This is a genomic window from Gluconobacter aidae, from assembly GCF_009547075.1.
GTDB classification, from domain to species: domain Bacteria; phylum Pseudomonadota; class Alphaproteobacteria; order Acetobacterales; family Acetobacteraceae; genus Gluconobacter; species Gluconobacter aidae.
This window is the reverse complement of sequence record NZ_WIPH01000010.1, coordinates 1-19,318: the sequence shown is the minus strand read 5'-3', so window position 1 is coordinate 19,318 and position 19,318 is coordinate 1. Positions and strand designations below refer to the sequence as shown.

Annotated in this window: 19 protein-coding genes and 1 tRNA gene; 15 read left to right on the top strand and 5 right to left on the bottom strand. The window is 61.3% G+C overall.

What is annotated here, in order from left to right; translation table 11 throughout:
• Positions 1–63: 63 nt before the first annotated feature.
• The 9 genes from purB (at position 64) to GFJ39_RS06295 (ending at position 7,016) form a co-directional block, all read left to right on the top strand.
• Positions 64–1,395 carry an adenylosuccinate lyase gene (purB, locus tag GFJ39_RS06335; protein WP_153430542.1) on the top strand — a complete coding sequence of 444 codons (1,332 nt, stop codon included), beginning with the start codon at positions 64–66 and terminating at the stop codon, positions 1,393–1,395.
• Between the two features lie 135 nt (positions 1,396–1,530).
• Positions 1,531–2,295, top strand: coding sequence for a phosphoribosylaminoimidazolesuccinocarboxamide synthase (gene purC / locus GFJ39_RS06330; protein WP_153430541.1), 765 nt, complete (start codon positions 1,531–1,533; stop codon positions 2,293–2,295).
• A complete protein-coding gene (purS, locus tag GFJ39_RS06325; RefSeq protein WP_325062852.1) occupies positions 2,292–2,534 on the top strand; it encodes a phosphoribosylformylglycinamidine synthase subunit PurS in 243 nt (80 codons plus the stop codon). The genes purC and purS overlap by 4 nt, the downstream gene beginning before the upstream one ends.
• Entirely contained in the window at positions 2,531–2,935 is a 405-nt protein-coding gene (locus tag GFJ39_RS06320) for a Rap1a/Tai family immunity protein (RefSeq protein ID WP_153430540.1), read from the top strand. The genes purS and GFJ39_RS06320 overlap by 4 nt, the downstream gene beginning before the upstream one ends.
• Positions 2,932–3,633 (top strand): phosphoribosylformylglycinamidine synthase subunit PurQ, encoded by a 702-nt coding sequence (gene purQ, locus GFJ39_RS06315; protein WP_153430539.1) that lies wholly within the window; start codon positions 2,932–2,934, stop codon positions 3,631–3,633. The genes GFJ39_RS06320 and purQ overlap by 4 nt, the downstream gene beginning before the upstream one ends.
• A complete protein-coding gene (purL, locus tag GFJ39_RS06310; RefSeq protein WP_153430538.1) occupies positions 3,630–5,834 on the top strand; it encodes a phosphoribosylformylglycinamidine synthase subunit PurL in 2,205 nt (734 codons plus the stop codon). The genes purQ and purL overlap by 4 nt, the downstream gene beginning before the upstream one ends.
• Positions 5,835–5,839: 5 nt before the next feature.
• Positions 5,840–6,070, top strand: coding sequence for a BolA family protein (locus GFJ39_RS06305; RefSeq protein WP_153430537.1), 231 nt, complete (start codon positions 5,840–5,842; stop codon positions 6,068–6,070).
• Positions 6,071–6,157: 87 nt separating this feature from the next.
• Positions 6,158–6,493, top strand: a complete 336-nt coding sequence (grxD, locus tag GFJ39_RS06300) for a Grx4 family monothiol glutaredoxin (protein WP_062032115.1) — start codon at positions 6,158–6,160, stop codon at positions 6,491–6,493.
• A 205-nt stretch (positions 6,494–6,698) separates the two neighbouring features.
• Positions 6,699–7,016 (top strand): hypothetical protein, encoded by a 318-nt coding sequence (locus tag GFJ39_RS06295; RefSeq protein ID WP_153430536.1) that lies wholly within the window; start codon positions 6,699–6,701, stop codon positions 7,014–7,016.
• Between the two features lie 4 nt (positions 7,017–7,020).
• Here the strand turns inward: GFJ39_RS06295 and GFJ39_RS06290 are convergent, their stop codons facing one another.
• Genes GFJ39_RS06290 through GFJ39_RS06280 form a run of 3 tightly spaced genes read right to left on the bottom strand, consistent with a single transcriptional unit; the run spans position 7,021 to position 9,846 of the window.
• Complete coding sequence (locus GFJ39_RS06290) at positions 7,021–7,332, bottom strand: YraN family protein (RefSeq protein ID WP_325062858.1); 312 nt, start codon at positions 7,330–7,332, stop codon at positions 7,021–7,023.
• 56 nt (positions 7,333–7,388) lie between these two features.
• A complete protein-coding gene (gene hemB / locus GFJ39_RS06285) occupies positions 7,389–8,399 on the bottom strand; it encodes a porphobilinogen synthase (RefSeq protein ID WP_153430534.1) in 1,011 nt (336 codons plus the stop codon).
• A gap of 4 nt (positions 8,400–8,403) precedes the next feature.
• Positions 8,404–9,846 carry an APC family permease gene (locus tag GFJ39_RS06280; protein WP_153430533.1) on the bottom strand — a complete coding sequence of 481 codons (1,443 nt, stop codon included), beginning with the start codon at positions 9,844–9,846 and terminating at the stop codon, positions 8,404–8,406.
• Between the two features lie 92 nt (positions 9,847–9,938).
• Between GFJ39_RS06280 and glyA the strand changes: the two genes are divergently transcribed.
• Positions 9,939–11,243 carry a serine hydroxymethyltransferase gene (gene glyA / locus GFJ39_RS06275; protein ID WP_153430532.1) on the top strand — a complete coding sequence of 435 codons (1,305 nt, stop codon included), beginning with the start codon at positions 9,939–9,941 and terminating at the stop codon, positions 11,241–11,243.
• Here glyA and GFJ39_RS06270 read toward each other — a convergent pair.
• Positions 11,240–12,382: a M14 family metallopeptidase gene (locus tag GFJ39_RS06270; protein WP_228391827.1), complete on the bottom strand. Its 1,143-nt coding sequence runs from the start codon at positions 12,380–12,382 to the stop codon at positions 11,240–11,242. The two genes, glyA and GFJ39_RS06270, sit on opposite strands and share 4 nt — an antisense overlap.
• Positions 12,383–12,730: 348 nt before the next feature.
• Here GFJ39_RS06270 and GFJ39_RS06265 point away from each other — a divergent pair, with 348 nt between their 5' ends.
• Complete coding sequence (locus tag GFJ39_RS06265) at positions 12,731–13,783, top strand: glycosyltransferase family 4 protein (RefSeq protein WP_407645869.1); 1,053 nt, start codon at positions 12,731–12,733, stop codon at positions 13,781–13,783.
• Positions 13,780–14,856, top strand: coding sequence for a glycosyltransferase family 4 protein (locus GFJ39_RS06260; RefSeq protein WP_325062851.1), 1,077 nt, complete (start codon positions 13,780–13,782; stop codon positions 14,854–14,856). The genes GFJ39_RS06265 and GFJ39_RS06260 overlap by 4 nt, the downstream gene beginning before the upstream one ends.
• On the opposite strand, the gene GFJ39_RS06255 is transcribed toward GFJ39_RS06260, so the two are convergent.
• Positions 14,853–16,046 carry a DEAD/DEAH box helicase gene (locus GFJ39_RS06255; RefSeq protein WP_153430530.1) on the bottom strand — a complete coding sequence of 398 codons (1,194 nt, stop codon included), beginning with the start codon at positions 16,044–16,046 and terminating at the stop codon, positions 14,853–14,855. The two genes, GFJ39_RS06260 and GFJ39_RS06255, sit on opposite strands and share 4 nt — an antisense overlap.
• 62 nt (positions 16,047–16,108) lie before the next feature.
• On the opposite strand from GFJ39_RS06255, the gene GFJ39_RS06250 reads away from it, so the two are divergent.
• The 3 genes from GFJ39_RS06250 to GFJ39_RS06240 all read left to right on the top strand — a co-directional run bounded on the left by GFJ39_RS06250 (position 16,109) and on the right by GFJ39_RS06240 (position 19,112).
• Positions 16,109–17,041, top strand: a complete 933-nt coding sequence (locus tag GFJ39_RS06250; protein WP_153430529.1) for a mitochondrial fission ELM1 family protein — start codon at positions 16,109–16,111, stop codon at positions 17,039–17,041.
• A 12-nt stretch (positions 17,042–17,053) separates the two neighbouring features.
• On the top strand, positions 17,054–18,940 hold the full coding sequence (locus GFJ39_RS06245) for a hypothetical protein (protein WP_153430528.1): 1,887 nt from the start codon (positions 17,054–17,056) through the stop codon (positions 18,938–18,940).
• Between the two features lie 97 nt (positions 18,941–19,037).
• Positions 19,038–19,112: transfer RNA gene (locus tag GFJ39_RS06240), tRNA-Val, on the top strand.
• Positions 19,113–19,318: the final 206 nt, after the last annotated feature.

Genomic DNA, 19,318 nt, shown 5'->3' with positions numbered 1-19,318 from the left:
GCAATATCTTCGTATTTGGTCTAAGGAGCCTCCGTAAAGCCCCACCCCGCATCCGGAGTTCCCATGGTACCCCGTTACAGCCGTCCGCAGATGACTGCCATCTGGTCTCCCGCCAACCGTTTTCGTATCTGGTTCGAGATCGAAGCCCTTGCCTGCGAAGCCATGGCGAAACGGGATGACATTCCCGCCGAATCAGCAAAGACCATCCGCGAGAAGGGCGACGCCGCCATGGCTGCGTTCTCCGATGCGGATCTGGCCCGCATCGACGAGATCGAAGCCGAAACGCGCCATGACGTCATCGCGTTCCTGACCTGGCTTGCGGAAAAGGTCGGCCCCGACAGCCGTTTCGTCCATCTGGGCATGACGTCTTCGGACGTGCTGGATACCTGCCTGTCCGTTCAGATGACGCAGGCCGCCGATCTGCTGCTGGAAGATCTGGATCGCGTTCTCGCCGCGCTGAAGGCCCGCGCTTACGAGCACCGCAACACGGTCACGATCGGCCGCAGCCATGCCATCCATGCCGAGCCGACCAGCTTTGGCCTGAAGATCGCAGGCCACTACGCTGAATTCGCCCGCAACCGCGAGCGCCTCATTCAGGCCCGCAAGGAAATTGCAGTCTGTGCCATCTCCGGCGCTGTCGGAACCTATGCCCATATCGATCCGGAGATCGAGGAATACGTGGCCGACAAACTGGGTCTGGCTGTCGAAAGCGTGTCCACGCAGGTCATTCCGCGTGACCGCCATGCCGCGTTCTTCTGCACGCTCGGCGTGATCGCCAGCGGCATCGAGCGTCTGGCAATCGAAGTCCGTCACCTTCAGCGTTCGGAAGTCCGGGAAGCGGAAGAGTTCTTCCACAAGGGACAGAAGGGCAGTTCGGCAATGCCGCACAAGCGCAACCCTGTCCTGTCGGAAAACCTGACGGGTCTGGCACGCCTGATCCGCTCGCATGTCATTCCCGCGCTGGAAAACGTCGCGCTGTGGCATGAGCGGGACATCAGCCACTCAGCCGTCGAGCGCAACATCTGCCCCGATGCGACGATCGGTCTGGATTTCGCACTGATCCGTCTGGCCGGGATGATGGAAAAGCTGGTCGTCTATCCCGAGCAGATGATCGCCAACATGGAGAGCCTCGGCGGCGTCGTCCATTCCGGCGAAGTGCTGCTGACTCTGGCCCGTGCGGGCATTTCGCGCGAGGACGCCTATCGCATCGTACAGCGCAACGCCATGGAAACATGGACGAAGCTGGGCAAGCCGGGCTTCAAGACCTTCCGCGAAAACCTTGAGGCCGATCCGGAAGTGTCCGGCCGTGTCAGCAGGGATATTCTCGATCAGGCGTTCGACCCGGCACAGCATCTGCGCGCCGTAGACCGTATCTTCGCCCGTATCTTTGACTGAGAGGTCCGCGGGGCGTAGATTTCCTGCACCCCGCACACTCGCAGTTCCGGTTCCGCAATGCTATGGAACCACAAGTCGTCGCTGCTCCAGCCGTCCGCATTTTCTATCAGGACGGCGCAACGCTAAGGATTGCTCATGGCTCGCCGCCGCCAGCTCTATGAGGGCAAAGCCAAGGTTCTTTTTGAAGGCCCGGAACCCGGCACACTCGTTCAGTACTTCAAGGATGACGCCACCGCCGGAAACGGCGCGAAGAGCGGCATCATCACCGGGAAGGGCGTACTGAACAACCGCATCAGCGAATACCTGATGCTCAAACTGCACGAGATCAACATCCCGACCCACTTCATCCGCCGGCTGAACATGCGCGAGCAGCTCATCCGCGAAGTGGAGATCATTCCGCTTGAAGTCGTGGTGCGTAACGTGGCGGCGGGCTCGCTGGCCAAGCGGCTCGGCATCCCCGAAGGGACACGCCTGCCGCGCACGATCATCGAATACTACTACAAGAACGACGCGCTCAACGATCCGATGGTGTCGGAAGAGCATATCGCGGCGTTCAACTGGGCCGCGCCGCAGGACATGGACGACATGAACCAGCTCGCGCTCCGGACGAATGATTTCCTGATGGGGATGTTCACGGCAGTTGGCATCACGCTCGTCGATTTCAAGCTGGAATTCGGGCGGATCTGGGAAGGCGAGGAGATGCGTATTCTTCTGGCGGACGAGATTTCGCCGGATAACTGCCGTCTGTGGGATTCCAAGACGAACGAAAAAATGGACAAGGACCGCTTCCGCCGTGACATGGGTCGCGTCGAGGAAGCATATCAGGAAGTGGCAAAGCGTCTCGGGATCCTGCCCGAGTCCGGGAATGGTGACCTCAAGGGTCCGGAGGCAGTGCAGTGAAAATCCGTGTTTTTGTTTCCCTGAAAGACGGCGTTCTCGATCCGCAGGGCAAGGCCGTGGGCCATGCTCTCGAAACCCTGGGCTTCAGGGGCCTGGGCGAAGTCCGCATCAACCGCGTCGTTGAACTCGATGTTCCGGCCGACAATGCCGCCGATGCGCTGGCGCAGGGCGAGGCCATGGCGCGCGCTCTGCTGGCCAATGAAGTCATCGAGGATTTCAGCGTTGAGGTGGCAGCATGACCCGCCTTTCCGCGATCTTCCTGCTGGCTGGTCTCGCAGCCGCGCCCGCTCTCGTTGCAGCCCCGGCCCATGCGCAGCGCGTGTCCAAGGTTTCGGGCAAGGCTCTGGGGCAGATGTGCTCCAGCAAGTCGTCCATCGGCATGTGCGATGCCTATCTGTCCGGTCTGATGGATGGTGAGGCCTGGGCCAAGAAATACGACAGCTTTGCGCATGATGAGTCCGCGCCGGTGGCATTCTGCGTCCCGGCCCAGCAAACCGCGCCGCAGGTCCGTGGTCTGGTCGTGGCCTGGCTGCATGCCCATAACGATGCGCTGAACGAGCCAGCGGGCAAGGCCGTCTATCGCGCCCTGCATGACACCTATCCGTGCCATGCGTCCGCTCCGGCGGAGGGCCAGAAATGAAGGCAGGTATCGTCGTATTTCCCGGCACGAACCGGGAGCGCGACATGGTCCATGCCCTGAAGCTGGTTACGGGGCAGGCGCCGCGTCTGATCTGGCACGGGGAGACCTCTCTGGGAGATCTGGACCTTGTGGTGCTGCCGGGTGGGTTCAGCTTCGGGGATTATCTGCGCAGTGGTGCCATGGCCGCCCACTCGCCGATCATGCGCGACGTCAAGGCATTTGCCGGCAAGGGCGGGCATGTTCTGGGCGTCTGCAACGGCTTCCAGATCCTGACGGAATCCCATCTCCTGCCGGGCGCGCTTCTGCGTAATGCGGGTCTGCGCTTCCTGTCGCAGGACTGCCACCTGAAGGTCGAGAACGCATCTTCACCCTATACACAGGGCTGGACGCGCGGCGATGTCTTCCGTGCGCCGCTTGCCCATGGTGACGGCAACTACACAGCCTCGCCCGAGACGCTGAAGCGCCTTGAGGCTGAAGGCCGCGTGGCGTTCCGCTATTGCGGTGCGGATGGTGCGGTTTCGGACGATGATCGCGCAACCAACCCTAACGGGAGCACGCGCTCCATCGCCGGTATCCTGAGCGAGAACGGCCGTGTCTGTGGCCTGATGCCGCACCCGGAGAACCTGACTGACCCCGAAATCGGCGCAACCGACGGCGTGCCGCTTTTCAAAGGCCTTGTGGAGGCTCTTGTCGGATGAGTGTGACGATTGATGCCCAGCTTGCCCAGTCTTTCGGACTGACCGGCGAGGAATACAACAAGCTTGTCACGATCATGGGACGGACGCCAAGCTTCACGGAGCTCGGAATTTTCTCCGTTATGTGGTCCGAGCACTGCTCCTATAAATCATCCCGCATCCATCTCAAGACGCTGCCGACCAAGGCGCCGTGGGTCATCCACGGACCAGGCGAGAACGCAGGCGTCGTGGATATCGGCGAGGGTCTGGCAGCAGTCTTCAAGATGGAAAGCCACAACCATCCGTCTTTCATCGAGCCCTATCAGGGTGCGGCGACGGGCGTTGGCGGCATCCTGCGTGACGTGTTCACGATGGGCGCGCGTCCGGTTGCGAACCTCAATGCCCTGCGTTTCGGCGATCCGAATCACGCGGGGACGCGTCGTATCGTCGATGGCGTTGTCCGTGGCGTTGGAGGATACGGCAACTGCGTGGGTGTTCCGACCGTGGGTGGCGAGGTCAACTTCCACAAGGCCTATGACGGCAATCCGCTCGTCAATGCCATGACGGTGGGTGTGGCGAAGCAGGACAAGATCTTCCTGTCAGCCGCGGCTGGTGTGGGCAATCCGGTCGTGTATGTCGGCTCCAAGACGGGGCGTGACGGCATTCACGGCGCGACCATGTCTTCGGCGGAGTTCGACGAGGAAGCTGCGTCCAAGCGTCCGACCGTTCAGGTTGGCGATCCGTTCATCGAGAAGCTGCTGATCGAGGCCTGTCTTGAACTGATGGCGACGGATGCGATCGTGGCCATTCAGGATATGGGTGCAGCCGGTCTGACGTCCTCCGCCGTTGAAATGGCGGGCAAGGGCGGCGTTGGCATCGAGCTGAATCTTGATGCCGTTCCGCAGCGCGAGCCGAACATGTCGGCTTACGAGATGATGCTGTCCGAGAGCCAGGAGCGCATGCTCATGGTCCTCAAGCCCGAGCGGACCGAAGTGGCGCGTGCGATCTTCGCAAAGTGGGAGCTGGATTTCGCTGTCATCGGTGAACTGACCGATACAGGCCGAATCACGATCCGCCATAATGGTGAAATCGAAGCCGATATTCCGCTGGCTCCACTGGCGGATGAAGCTCCGGTCTATAACCGCCCGACCGTACCGCTGACAGCTCCGGCACGGATCGAGACGCCAGCCGATCCGGAAGGGATCGAAAAGGCGCTGCTGACGCTGATCGGCTGTCCGGATCTGGCGTCCCGCGCCTGGGTCTGGAACCAGTATGACGGTTCGGTCGGCGGCAACACCGCGCGTCGTCCGGGCGCTGCTGACGCGGCTGTTGTGCGTGTTGAAGGCACACGCCTAGGTCTTGCCCTGACGACGGACTGCACGCCGCGCTACTGTCAGGCCGATCCGAAAACGGGTGGCGCGCAGGCTGTGGCCGAAGCCTGGCGCAACATCACGGCGACCGGCGCCACACCGCTGGCCGTGACGGACAACCTGAACTTCGGCAACCCGGAGCGGCCGGAAATCATGGCGCAGTTTGCCGATGCCATCAAAGGCATGGGCGATGCCTGCCGTGCGCTCGACTTCCCGGTCGTGAGCGGCAACGTCTCGCTTTACAACGAGACGCGCTCTCCGTCCGGTGAAGCTCAGGCCATCCTGCCGACACCGGCGATCGGTGCGCTTGGCGTGCTGGCGGATGCGTCGAAATCCGTTGGGCTGGCCATGCCCGACGATCATGATCTGGTGCTGGTCGGTTCCATCCGTGGCGAGCTTGGACAGTCCCTGTGGCTGCGCGAGATCTGCCAGCGTGAAGATGGTGCACCGCCGGTGGTCGATCTTACGGTCGAGCGTCGCAACGGTGACTTCGTGCGCAGCCAGATTGCGGCGGGTGCGATTGCAGCGTGTCATGACATTGCCGATGGCGGACTGCTGGTGACGGTGGCGGAAATGGTCATGGCGAGCAGCATTGGCTGTACGCTTGAAGCCGCTCCAACGAACATCGCCGCGCATGCATTCTGGTTCGGCGAGGATCAGGGCTGCTACGTTGTTGCAACTTCCGACGGCGCAGCTCTTGTCACAGCGGCCGGAAAGGCCAATGTTCCGGCAATCCGTCTGGGACGTTCGGGTGGGAACGATCTGGTTGTGCGGGAAACAGTCAGCGTCAGCGCAGAACGTCTCAGTGACATCAATGCCGCGTTCTTCCCGCGGTTCATGGGTGAGGGAGCCTGATTGTCATGCCGATGACAGCTTCTGAAATCGAACGCGCGATCCTTGCCGTCATCCCTGACGCCCGGATTGAGATCGAGGATCTCGCCGGGGATGGGGATCATTATGCCTGCACGGTCACAAGTGAGGCCTTCCGGGGTCTTTCGCGTGTACGACAGCACAAACTGGTTTATGATGCCTTCGGAACCCGCATGGGCACTGAACTGCATGCGATGGCCCTCAAGACGCTCACCCCTTAAGAGCCGGGGCTGACGTCCTTTTTTCCAGACGAGCACTGACAGCAGGAGCGGATGGTCTGTCCGCCCTGCCGAACCAAGGAAAATCCAATGTCCGAAACCGTGTTCCAGCATATCCAGAATCTGATCGACGCCAATCCGGTCATGCTGTTCATGAAGGGTGACAAGCTCTTCCCGCAATGCGGCTTTTCCGCCCGTGTGGTCCAGATTCTCAACCATCTCGGCGTTCCGTTTGCGACCTGCAACATTCTTGAGAGCGCCGAACTGCGTCAGGGCATCAAGGACTTCTCGCAGTGGCCGACCGTGCCGCAGCTTTACGTCAAGGGCGAGTTCGTGGGCGGCTGCGATATCGTGACCGACATGTACCAGAGCGGCGAGCTTGAGACTCTGCTGACTGAAAAAGGCATCACGACCGCCAACGCCTGATCAGCCGCGGCCTGATTCGGTCCCGACTGCGGCGAAAAGTGCTGAATTCAGCACTTTTTAAGCATTGCTCCTGCCACAATTCAGCCATGAAACGGCGAAAAGTGGCAGGACCTTGATTTTTTCGGAAACTTTCCCAAGAGGGGTTGTCGAACCCCGAGTTCAGCGCATAGGCTGCTTCCATCAGAACGGGATGGGATAAACGTCAATGGCGCGGAACTGGGTCGGCAGAATTGCTCTGGGTATCATGGGCGTTGGTATCTGCATGGGGGCCGGAAAGGCCCATGCCCGTCCGGCGATCACCGATTACGAAGCCAGCAAGCTGACCTTCGACGCGCTGACGGCGGCGCCGGTCTATCACCATGTTGTCTTTCATCATGCCCTTGCGCATCGCAGTTCGCGTACCGCCGTTGCATGGACCAGATCACACGCTGTCGTCCGTAACGTTGCCTATCGCCCCCACGCTGCGCATTCCCGCGTAGCCGTTGCCTCCGCTCATCATCATACCCACGCTCGCCGCACCTGATCTCTCAGAACTGGCGCAGCGCATCCTGAATGCGTCGCGCCTGACCTGACGGATCTACGACGATCAGATCAAACCGGATATTGGGCCTGGTCCATTCCGGGTTTGTCAGCAAAATATATTCAAAGGCTTCCATCAGTCTTTGAGACTGTCTGGCAGTCAGGCAGGATGCACTTTCCCGCAAGGTCCGTCTCTGCTTGACCTCGACAGCAATGAGCCACTCCGAATCTGTTGCCAGAAGATCAAGCTCGCCATAGGGCGTCCGCAATCTTTGTGCCAGAATTGTCAGCCCGCGCTCCTTCAGGAGGCGAACTGCAATGTTCTCGGCATTCAGTCCCGTGTAATAGGACTGAATGCCACGTGTCTGCCGGCTTTTCAGTGCCCTTCCCGCAGGAGACGGGCCGCGTCCAGCGCAAAATAGGTCAGGATACCGTTACAGCCGGCGCGCTTGAAGGCGATCAGGCTTTCCATGATCGTGCGGTCCCGATCGAGCCAGCCGTTCTGAATGGCCCCGATCAGCATCGCGTACTCGCCAGACACCTGATAGGCGAAAGTCGGCACTTCAAAGCGCTCGCGAACACGGCGGATGATGTCGAGATAGGGCATACCCGGCTTGACCATGATCATGTCCGCCCCTTCGCGCAGATCCTGCTCGACTTCGCGCATCGCTTCGTCGGAATTGGCCGGATCCATCTGATAGGTCTTCTTGTCCCCGTGCAGCAGGCTCCCGGAACCCAGGGCATCACGGAACGGGCCGTAGAAGGCGGAGGCATACTTGGCCGTGTAGGCCATGATGCGCGTCGTGTCGTAGCCGTTGCCATCGAGCGTTTCGCGGATGGCCTTGACGCGGCCGTCCATCATGTCGGACGGAGCGATGATGTCGTTACCCGCACGCGCCTGATTCAGCGCCTGCTGGCGGAGGATCTCGACGGAAGCATCATTAAGGATGCGACCGTTCTCGATCACGCCGTCATGGCCGTGATCGGTGTACGGGTCGAGCGCCACGTCGCCAATGATGCCCAGATCGGGAAAGGCTTCCTTGATGGTGCGGGACGCCCGGCACATCAGGTTGTCCGGATTGAGGGCCTCGGTCCCGGTGGCGTCGCGGACGCTCATGGGTGTGACCGGGAAGATGGCCACGGCCGGAACCCCAAGTTCGACGGCCTGTCGGACATGCTCCACGACATTGTCCACGCTGACACGTTCGGCGCCCGGCATGGAGGCGACCTTCTGGCGCTGGTTTTCGCCTTCGCAGACGAAAATCGGCCAGATCAGGTTGTCGACATGCAGGCGATGTTCCTGCACCAGACGGCGGGTGAAAGCATCGTGGCGATTACGCCGCGGGCGGGAGAGGGGATATGCTGCATTGCTCATACCCCCGATCATGCGCCTAACTTTCGCGTCTGCAAAGACGACTGTTGCGGATGCCGTATGCAAAATAGACGACAAGTCCAATGACAAGCCAGACAACAAGTCTGATCCAGGTCAGACTGTCGAGCGATACCATGACCGCACCGCAGGACAAGACACCCAGCATGGGGATGAGCAGCCCCCCCGGTACCCGGAATTTTCGCGGAGAATCGGGGTTTTTGTGCCGCAGGACCGGAACGCCGATGCAGACGATGATGAAGGCCAGCAATGTGCCGATGGACGTCATGTTGCCAAGCTGTCCGATCGGAAGCACCGCGGCAAGCAGGCTGGTCAGTGCCGCGAACATCAGATGGGACGTCCAAGGCGTGTGAGTCCGGGCATTGAGCTTCGAGAAGACCGGCGGCAGCAGACCGTCATGGGACATGATGAGGAAGACGCGCGCCTGTCCCATCAGCAGCCCGAACAGGACCGAAACATAGCCGGCCGTGATGCCGAATTTCACGAGACTGGCCAGCCACGGCATGCCGGCGACATCAATGGCTGTAGCAACGGGACTTGGATCGTTGGCCATGGTACGATAATCGACCACGCCCGTCAGGACCATCGAAAACACGGCATAGACCACTGAACAGACGAGCAGGCTTCCCAGGATGCCAATCGGAATATCGCGCGCAGGATTGCGGCTGTCCTGTGCCGTGGTGGAGACGATGTCGAAACCCAGATACGCGAAGAACGCCATGCCCGCTGCACGCATGACGCCGGACATGCCGAACTGTCCGAATGTGCCGGTGTTCTGCGGAATGAACGGATGATAGTGCGCGAAACTGATATGAGGCGCGCAGGCGGCAATCACGACGACGATGACGGCGAGTTTGATGCAGACAACGATCGTATTCATGGTTGTCGATTCACTCACCCCACGCATGAGCAGGGCCGTAACACCCCAGAGCGCGCAGACGGCCGGAAGATTGAACCAGGCAGAGGCGGTGCTCCCATCTGGCATCGTGACGGCAGTAAGCGGGGTGGCGAGCAGGCGCGGGTCAATATGGATGCCCCAGCCCCCAAGCAGCGACGCAAGATAGCCTGACCAGCTTGATGCGACAGCGGCGGCGCCCACGGTATATTCCAGCACGAGGTCCCAGCCGATGATCCAGGCGATCAGTTCACCCATCGCGGCATAGGCGTAGGAATAGGCCGAGCCGCCCGAAGGGATCATGCTGGCGAGCTCGCCGTAACACAGCCCCGCAAAGCCGCAGGCCACCGCTGCGATGACGAAAGAGAGGGTTACGGCCGGGCCGGCATTCTGGCCGGCGGCAACGCCCGTAAGGGAAAAAAGGCCAGCACCGATCGTCACACCGACGCCCAGGGCAACGAGCTGCCACGGGCCGAGGACACGCTTGAGGCCAGTCTGGCTGTCAGCTGCGGAAGATACGGGTTTGGTCCGCCAGAGCGGAGTGGTCATGAAGGATCCTCGTTTGATAGGCGGATTATTTTTGCCGAGGCAGGCAATCTGGGCTAGTCACATGCCGAACTCACCCTGGAGAATGGACCACGATGTCGGAACACGCCAGCCAGTCCACGCTGAATCGTTTCTTTCATGCCCCCCTCAAGGAGGTTGATGCCGAAGTTGCCACCATCCTGAACGAGGAGCTGACGCGCCAGCAGGATGGCATCGAGCTCATCGCTTCGGAGAACATGGCCTCCTTTGCCGTCATGGAAGCGCAGGGTTCAGTGCTGACGAACAAATATGCGGAAGGGCTTCCGGGCAAGCGCTATTATGGCGGCTGCGTGGATGTGGATCGCGTCGAGAACCTTGCCATCGATCGTCTGAAGAAGATCTTCGGTGCGGAATTCGCCAACGTGCAGCCGCATTCCGGCGCCAACGCCAACCAGGCCGCTTTCATGGCGCTGGCCACTCCGGGCGATACGATTCTGGGCCTGAGCCTTGCCGCGGGTGGACATCTGACACATGGCGCGGCCCCGAACTATTCGGGCAAGTGGTTCAACTCCGTGCAGTATGGCGTGCGCGCCGAAGACGGTCTGATCGACTACGACCAGATGGAAGCGCTGGCCCGCGAGCACAAGCCGAAGATCATCGTGGCTGGCAGCTCCGCCTATCCGCGCGTCATCGACTTCGCCCGTTTCCGGAAGATCGCCGATGAAGTCGGTGCGTATCTGATGGTGGACATGGCGCATTTCGCCGGTCTGGTTGCCGCTGGCCTGTATCCGAACCCGGTTCCGGTTGCCGACATCACCACGTCCACGACGCACAAGACGCTGCGTGGCCCGCGTGGTGGCATCATCCTGACGAACAACCCTGATCTGGCGAAGAAGGTGAACTCCGCCGTGTTCCCGGGGCTGCAGGGCGGTCCGCTCATGCATGTCATCGCAGGCAAGGCCGTTGCGTTCGGTGAAGCCCTTTCGGATGAGTTCAAGGCCTATCAGAAGCGCGTTCTGGCCAATGCCCGCGCACTGGCGGACGAGCTTCAGAATCGCGGCTTCGACATCGTCACGGGCGGCACGGACAGCCATCTGATCCTCGTGGATCTGCGTCCGAAGAAGGTGACGGGCAAGCTGGCCGAAGCCATCCTCGAGCTCGCCGGCATCACGGCGAACAAGAACGCCATTCCGTTCGATCCGGAAAAGCCCTTCGTAACTTCAGGCATCCGTCTGGGCAGCCCGGCTGCGACGGCGCGTGGTTTCGGAGAAGCCGAGTTCCGCGACATCGGTCGCATGATCGACGAAGTGCTGACGGCGGCTCTTGAAGAGCACAACGCCGAGGCCGTGACGGCCCGCGTGCATGAGGAAGTGAAGGCCCTGTGCCGCCGCTTCCCTATTTATGATCGCGCGTCAGCCTAAGATCTGAGCGGTGCCGCGGTTCGCTTGGCGAGACGGACCGCGAGCTGTCCCCGACGGGGACGCAGATTGGGCATGATCAGCAGGCACTCGTCATAGGGTGTGTAGATCAGGTCATGCCCGTCATGGGCGAGGGGGGTTCCCGCCTTGGGAATGGTGATCCCGCCCTCCCATGGCCTGATGAAACTGAAATCCGCATTGCGGGCAATGATGTTGTCCGTCACCACCGCCATTTCGGGGGGACAGGACTCATGGGTCGCCTGTCCGCTGAGATGGATGGTTTCAGCCTCTGCCAGCAGGCGGGAAATCGCATTTTCCATGACTGTAACGGTGACCGGGTCCCAGTGAGGGCCTGCTTCCAGCAGACAACTGCGTCCGGTGCCGCCCGGCGACATGAAATGCGCATGCTCGATCAGCCGTGATCCGCCGTGATGCCCGAGATCCGTCAGAACAGTCTGGGGAAGTTTCTGGCCGCCGGCCAGAGCACAGGCGAATTCGGCGGAACGTTGCCGGGGCGGAGCGATGAACAGGGGAGCGGAGGGCCAGAGTGTTGAGTGAAGATCCAGAAGCAGGTCAGCCCGTGCGATATAGGGCTGAAGTCTGCGGGCGCGCTCAAGTTCTCTGGAATGTTCACGGCTGTTCAGGCGCGTGTTGTGCCACAGGCGGTTGAGATCCTCATCGACATGACGGGACATGACCGGATTGGCCGCATCGAATCGATCAAACGCCTCCAGATTGGCGACAATCAGCGTCAAACGACCCGATATGAGGTCTGGTCCCTGTTTCCGCAGATTTTCCAGCGCCCAGCCGCCTGCATATTCGTTCCCGTGTACAATCGCCGTAATGACGATCTCGGGCCCGGAACGTCCCGAATCGAAAATCCAGACGCCGGGCACACCCGAAGGCGGCGCGCGCCATGGTGAAAGATCGGGAGGGAGGAGGGCCACCTTGAAGGCCAGGGGCGGACGACCGAATCCCGGCAATGTTTCCGACAGGCGGGGCTGACGGATCCGGAGCGGATGGTGCCGCTGTCCCGCCTTGCAGCTCATGATCCCCGGAAACCCGACGGAACAGGACAGAACCAGCAGCTCCCCGCCCGGTCGTCCGGCGGAGCCATACCTGCACCGGGGAGCATAGGACATGGATCGGTCATGGGTTGTAGTGTAAGCACGTTGGGGACGGCTCGCCAGAGAGGGAATGCTGCCTTTTTCTTCGTCCGGGCCTGAAGAGAGTCACATTTCGCCGAGGTTGGTCTGGCGCGTCCCTTTTTCGTACTCTGCCCGGTTTTTCGCGGATTACGGCCCGTGTCCACGGTCACGCTCCAGGTACAGACGGCACATGAACGGACGATGAAACAGTCTCTCTCCCTTTTTCACAAATTGTGGCAGCGGCTTCCTGCCGGATCCCGCAGGCGGTTTTTCGCGTGGGCCACGGCGCTCGCATCTCCTGCGCTCAGGCCGCACAGAATTGTTCCGGCATATGGGATGATCGTGGCGGGAGAGTTCAGCCGCAGTTCGGGACTGGGCGAGGGAGCGCGCCTGATGGTCCGGGCACTGCGGGACATGGGCATCCCCTGCGCGACGTGGGACATCGACCGGCGCGTTCTTGAAGGCGACGCGACGGGGCCGGGAGCGCCGCTGGTAATGCACGTCAATGCACCGATGCTGCCTTATGTGCAGCTTTTTATGCCCCGATGGCTGAGAACCGGACGGCGGATCATCGGATACTGGGCGTGGGAACTTCCTGTCGTGCCACAGACCTGGCGGCACGCACGCCGCCATGTCCATGAAATCTGGGCTCCGTCGCATTTTACCGCTCAGGCTTTTCGCGAACTGGGGCGCCCCGTCCGGGTCGTCGAGCATCCTGTGGGCCTTGCGGAGCAGAAACCCTCAGACCGCGATCGGGCATCCTTCGGGCTGCCGGAAGACTGCGTGATTGTCCTGGTTTCGTTCAGCCTGTCTTCCAGCATGGTGCGCAAAAGTCCGATCGAGACGATCGAGGCGTTTCGCGCTGCCTTCGGCGAGCGTTCAGACCGGCTGCTGCTCATGAAGATCGGCCATACCGAACATTATCCTGACGATCTGGCGGAGATCCGGGCGGCTACCGACGGAGCGCCCAATATCCGGATCGAGACCGGGCAGCTCAGCGGCGCGGACCGGCTTGCCCTGACGGTCTGTGCAGATATCGTACTGTCCCTCCATCGTAGTGAAGGGTTCGGGCTGGTCGTGGCGGAAGCCATGGCGCTGGGACGGTGCGTGATTGCAACGGACTGGTCGGCAACGACGGAGTTTCTGGACGGGACGTGCGGTCTGCCGGTCCCCTACGCGCTGGTTCCGGCACGGGATCCACGCGGAATCTGGGACATGCCGGATACAAAATGGGCACTTCCCGACAGGGATGCCGCTGTGCAGGCCCTGCGGAGTGCGGCGGCGGATCCGGAGTTGCGGTCCTGCCTTGGAGCGAACGCAAGGCACAGGATCGCCACCCGCCTGAACGGTGCGACACTACGGGAAGCGGCTTTGGCGGTTGGGATCAGGTCGTGACGAAACCTGCCGAACGCATTCTTGTGTGGCAATGGGGGCGGCGGGGAGCCGGGCCACGGATTGCCGTGGATCTGGCGGATGGGCTGAGACGGCTGCCCGATACGGATGTCCTGCTCTGTCTGTCGGATCGGGCGGAAATCCTTCAGAGCCGGAATGCTCCGGACACGATCGTGAAAGTTGCGACCTACAGCTCCATCCAGGGGCTGGTGGGGCGCCTGCTGACGGCGCCTGGATTTCTGCACCAGCTGGGACGGATTGTGAGGGACTTCCGTCCAGACGTAGCGATCTGTGCGATGCCGGGACCTCTGGATCTGCTGATGACGCATGTGCTGCGTCGGGCTGGCGTGCGGATCGTAGTGATTGTCCACGACGCGCAGCCTCATCCTGGAGACGGTTATCCTTTTCAGGCATTTCTGCAACGCAGGCTGATCTGTCAGGCCGACCAGATCGTCACATTCAGCCGTCATGTCGCCGACGAGCTGAAATCCGGGCCGGATGCCGTAGGCTGTCCCGTCGTCGCCTTGGCTCACCCACCGTTTATTGGGGGAGCAGCCGCGCCACCATTCACCCATGAGGGAGCCCCGCGCATCCTGATGTTTGGCCGCCTGTTGCCCTACAAGGGGCTGGACCTGCTGGCGGAAGCTTTGCCGCATGTCGGGCGTGATTTCGAATGTCGGGTTGTGGGACAGGGGCCTGAAAGCCCGGAACTGGGGCGACTTGCGGCACTGGCGCAGGTCAGGGTCGAGAACCGCTGGGTCGCGGAAGATGAACTTCCCCGACTCATCGCATGGGCCGACATCGTGGTGCTGCCCTATCGTGAAGCCTCCCAGAGTGGCGTCGGGGCCATGGCGATTGCCAGCGGGCGCCATGTCGTGGCGACCAGGGTCGGAGGGCTGGTGGAGCAGTTTTCGGGCGATGCGCAGGCCGTTCTGTGCGTGCCGGAACCGATGGCGATTGCGACAGCGCTGGAGACTATCCTTGAGGCGCCTCCACCCGTTCGCCCGCAGGTCGATAGCGGGCAGGAATGGGAAAATCTGGCGAGGGATATTCGCGCCAGCCGTAAGATGTCCTAGCGGTCCAGCGAGTCTTCCGTCGCGATCCGGACGCGGTAGCCGATATGCTTTTCGACATCGCGCAGAAACGTGCGCTCGTCGATATTGATCAGCGAGAACGCCACGCCCTTGCGGCCAGCGCGAGCCGTCCGACCGATACGATGCACATAGGCTTCCGGCGTTTCGGGCATGTCCATGTTGATGACGAGATCCACATCCGGGATATCGAGACCACGCGAGGCGATATCGGTCGTGACCAGTACGGGAACACGCCCCTGACGGAACAGATCAAGCGCCTTGTTGCGGGCACCCTGCGTCCGGTCGCCATGCAGGGTTTCGACTCGCAGATTATGCCGGCGCAGGGTTTTGGCGAGCGCGTCCACCGTGTTTTTCGTCCGGGCGAAAACGATGCTGCGGCCTTCGAAATGCTTCAGAAGACGGGCAACGGTCTCGGGTTTGTCGTCCTTCTCCACAAAAATCGCCCGCTGACGGATATTCTTGGGCGTAAAGGATTCCGCCGCGATTTCCACGCGAACGGGATTGCGGGTCACACGCCTGGCCAGATCCATGACCGGCTCGGGCAGTGTGGCCGAGCAGAAAACAGTCTGGGGCGGCTGGTCCGGAAAATAGGGGGTCAGCGCTGTCATGCTGGCGGAAAAATCCTCATCCAGCAGCCGGTCTGCCTCATCCAGAACCAGATAGGTCAGATGTTCCAGAACGAGATCGGCCTGCATGACCAGATCCAGAAGACGGCCATGGGTCGCAACGATGATATCCACGCCATCTCTGACGGACTGGACCTGCTGCTCGCGGGAGGTCCCGCCACAGATAACGCGCGTTTTCAGGGAGAGCCGACGCCCGAGCTGACGGCAGACGGCCGCGGTCTGGGCAGCAAGCTCGCGGGTAGGCTCCAGAATGAGCGCACGGGGGCCGGGAGCCGGACCGGCTTCCGTAAGCTTCTGGAGCATGGGCAGCACGAAAGCGGCGGTCTTGCCGCTGCCCGTCTGGGAGCCGACCAGAACGTCCTTGCCCTCCAGCAGAGGAGGGATGGCCTGTACCTGGATCAGGCTCGGACGTTTGTGTCCGGCCTGGGCAAGAGTTGCCAGCAGGGGCGCAATCAGCCCAAGCTCCTCGAAGCCGGGAGCAGGCCCGGAATTAGAAGTATCTGGCGTTGCGGTCGGCGAGGCAGGGCGCGGCTGGGACGTTGTCATATGCGCTTCTTGCCAAATTTCCCGCAGTTCGGGAAATACCTTCTTTTTTGCGGAGTTCCCTCATGAAGGCCATCATCATCGCAGAGGACTTCGCCGGCATGCGGGCGCAGGGGGCGGGGCTGGCCGAAAAGGCCGGTCTGGAATGGGATTTCCGGCCGGTACGCATCCAGCCTTTCTGGTCGCGTTTTCCGTCGCGTTACTGGCCCTCTCCGCTGCGCCGGGTCGATCCGATCAGGATTCCCGAAGACACGCGCCTCATCATCTGCATCGGCGGGACAGGGGGCGTCATCGGCAGGGCAGTGGCCCGGCGCGAGGGTCTGCCGGTCGTGCAGATCCAGAACCCGCGCATGCCGGTCAGCACGTTCGACCTCGTGATCGCCAACACGCATGACGGGATCAGCGGACCGAACGTCCTGATTTCGCGCAATGCACTGCATCCCGTCACACCACAGAAGCTCGCTGTGGCACGGACCGAATGGGAAGAGCGGCTGAAACAGAACGCACGGCCGCTGCTGTCCATTCTGGTCGGCGGCGCCAATGGTCGCTTCTCGCTGGGACCGGTTGAAGCGGAGCGGATGGCGGACGGGATCATCACTTTCACGAAGCGCAACGCCATGCAGGCCGTCCTTACCCCATCGCGCCGGACCGATCCCGCTGCCGTGGCCGTTTTTCGCGAACGGCTGGAGCCTCATGGCATTGCCGTTCTGACAGGTAGTGGTGACGACAATCCTTATATGGGCATGCTGGCCTGTGCGGACATGATTGCTGTCACGACAGACAGTGTCTCGATGATTTCCGAAGCCGTTGCGACCTCTGCCCCGGTCCTGGTTTTCCCGCTTCCAGGCCGCTCCAGCCGGATTTCACGCTTTGTAAAAACGCTTGAGGACGCCGGGCGGGTTAAGTGGTTCGATCCGGCACAGGGTCCGTGGGATGTCATGCCGCTTGACGATACCCCCCTCGTGGCGAGAGAAATGCGCCGACGTCTGAAGCTCTGAAAGGGCCCCTGTATGCTCGATATCCGCACCTTTGGTCCGCAGGGTGGCAATGTTCTGTACAAGGCGCTGGCGCATCCGCTGGCCGCGGAAGCACTCGTCCGGATGGAAGCCGAATTCGCAGGGCGGACGCTGGCTGTCTACGATCCGGATGACGCTGTCCGCACACTGGCCGCGCTCTATCCGGGCCTGAAACCGGCCTGCGTCTATGTTCATGATACGGAGCGGGTGGAACAGCCGGACGGTTTTGGCGGAACACTTCGTGCGCTCGTGGACCTGCCCGCGACCGAAGCGGATGCCATCCTTGCCCTGTCCTTTGAAGACGCCAAGATGCGGACCCGACTGAAGGGGCTTCAGAACGGCCGGGATCTTTACACGCTCGCCCCGGCACGCCTGCCGGACGAGATGCTGGTTGCCGGTCGTCCCTATCTGGACAAGCTGAACTTCGCGACCAACTTCGCCTTCTTCCGCGAGACGGAACAGTTTTCCTGCCGGATCGTGACCGCCAACTACTGGTCCAGTTATGCCGCGGAGAATCTGCGTTACTGGATGCGGCTTTATGACGGAGCGGGCAAGGTCCTGGCCCAGTGGGAACAGCCGGTTACTGAAGCCGGGGCAGGGATCACGATCGACAGCGCCGATATCCGGCGTCGCTTTGATCTGCCGGAATTTACGGGACAGCTTTTCATCCATGTTCTGGGCGCGCGCGGACATGACGTCGTCAAATATGCCCTCGACAGCTGGGGTAAAAACGGCGACCCGAGCCTCTCCGTCACACATGATGCCAATGCTTGGCCTTCCGTGCGTTACGCGACGCTTCCGGCCCCTGAGCCCGACGAGACGCTGATCGTCTGGGTACAGAACAGCCACGCGACCACCATTCCGGCAGGAGGCATTACCTTCAACCGGATGGGAGAAGACATATCGCATGCGCTCGACCGGGCTGTCGGACCATTCGAGACGGTGGCCGTGGATGTTGGCGCGCTCTTTCCCGGCCTGCACTGGCCCGCACAGCTTGAACTGCGTTCGGGCCGGCATCTCGTGCGCCCACGCTATGAAATCACGCAGCGCGGCCGGACCCGCATCGCCCATCTGAACGTGGAGCGGGATGATCTGCGCCCCGAGCCCGCCATCCGTCAGTTTGCACCGTCGCTGGGCCGTGGGTTCCTGCTGCCATTTCCGATCCTGGATCCGAAGCAGTTCGAAACTTTCCTGCAGCCCAACCCCATGTCCGAGGCGCTCCAGTCTCTTCCCGTAAGGCTCGATCTGTTTGATGAGGCGGGGGGGAAGGTCGGATCGCATTTCCTGGGCAATCTGCCCCGAAACCATGATACGGCCGTTGCACTACACACCCTGATGGATCGCCCGGGTCATGCCGATCTGGTCTACGATTTCCGCGATGGCGGCGAAGCCGATGGCTGGCTCCACGCCCTGATGCGCTATCGGAACCGCGAGAGCGATCACGCTGCCGAAACCAGTTTTGGTGCCCATATCTTCAATACGCTCATGACCTGGCGCTCGGAGCCGCAATCGTATTCAGGCCCACCGCCGGGCCTGACAACGCGGCTTTTTCTGAAACTGGGACAGAAGGCAGGACAGGAGACGCTGCGAAGCTTCTGCTGCCTGATCCATCCGGCTTCCGTCGAGGGGACCGACATTTCGGAAACCGTTCTTTTGCTCCATGGCGCAAATGGGACCCTGATTGCCCGGACGACCATCAGGATCGCGCCCAACGGATCATTCATGGTCCGCCCGCACGAACTGTTTGAAGACTCGCACCTCGATCGTGCAGGGGAAGGCGGCTACGTCCTGATCCGGGACCTGACCTGCCGCCTCTTCGGCTATCATGGCCTGGAAAACGGAAATGGCGCATTCTCGCTGGACCATATGTTCGGCTTCTGAGCCACCGAGAAAGGGGAACCGCAACGGATAATGCGGTTCCCTACGAAAAAGATCTTGTCAGAAAAACAGCACCTTGCTAGAAGCCCGTCCCACGGATGGGCGCGTAGCTCAGCGGTAGAGCACTGCCTTCACACGGCAGGGGTCACAGGTTCAATCCCTGTCGCGCCCACCATCTGAAACGGCGATAAACTGCAATTTTATCCCCAATATACTATCATGCCATTGGTTCAGTTCGGTACGGCTTAAACCGCATTTCTCCGAGTCGGAACGCCTCAATCCGTGCCAGATCCGTGCCACTGAAACGCGAGTCGTTGGGTCGTTTACGATCACGCAGGAACCGGACAGCGTCCCTCATCAGCTTGTCGATCAGTTTTTAAC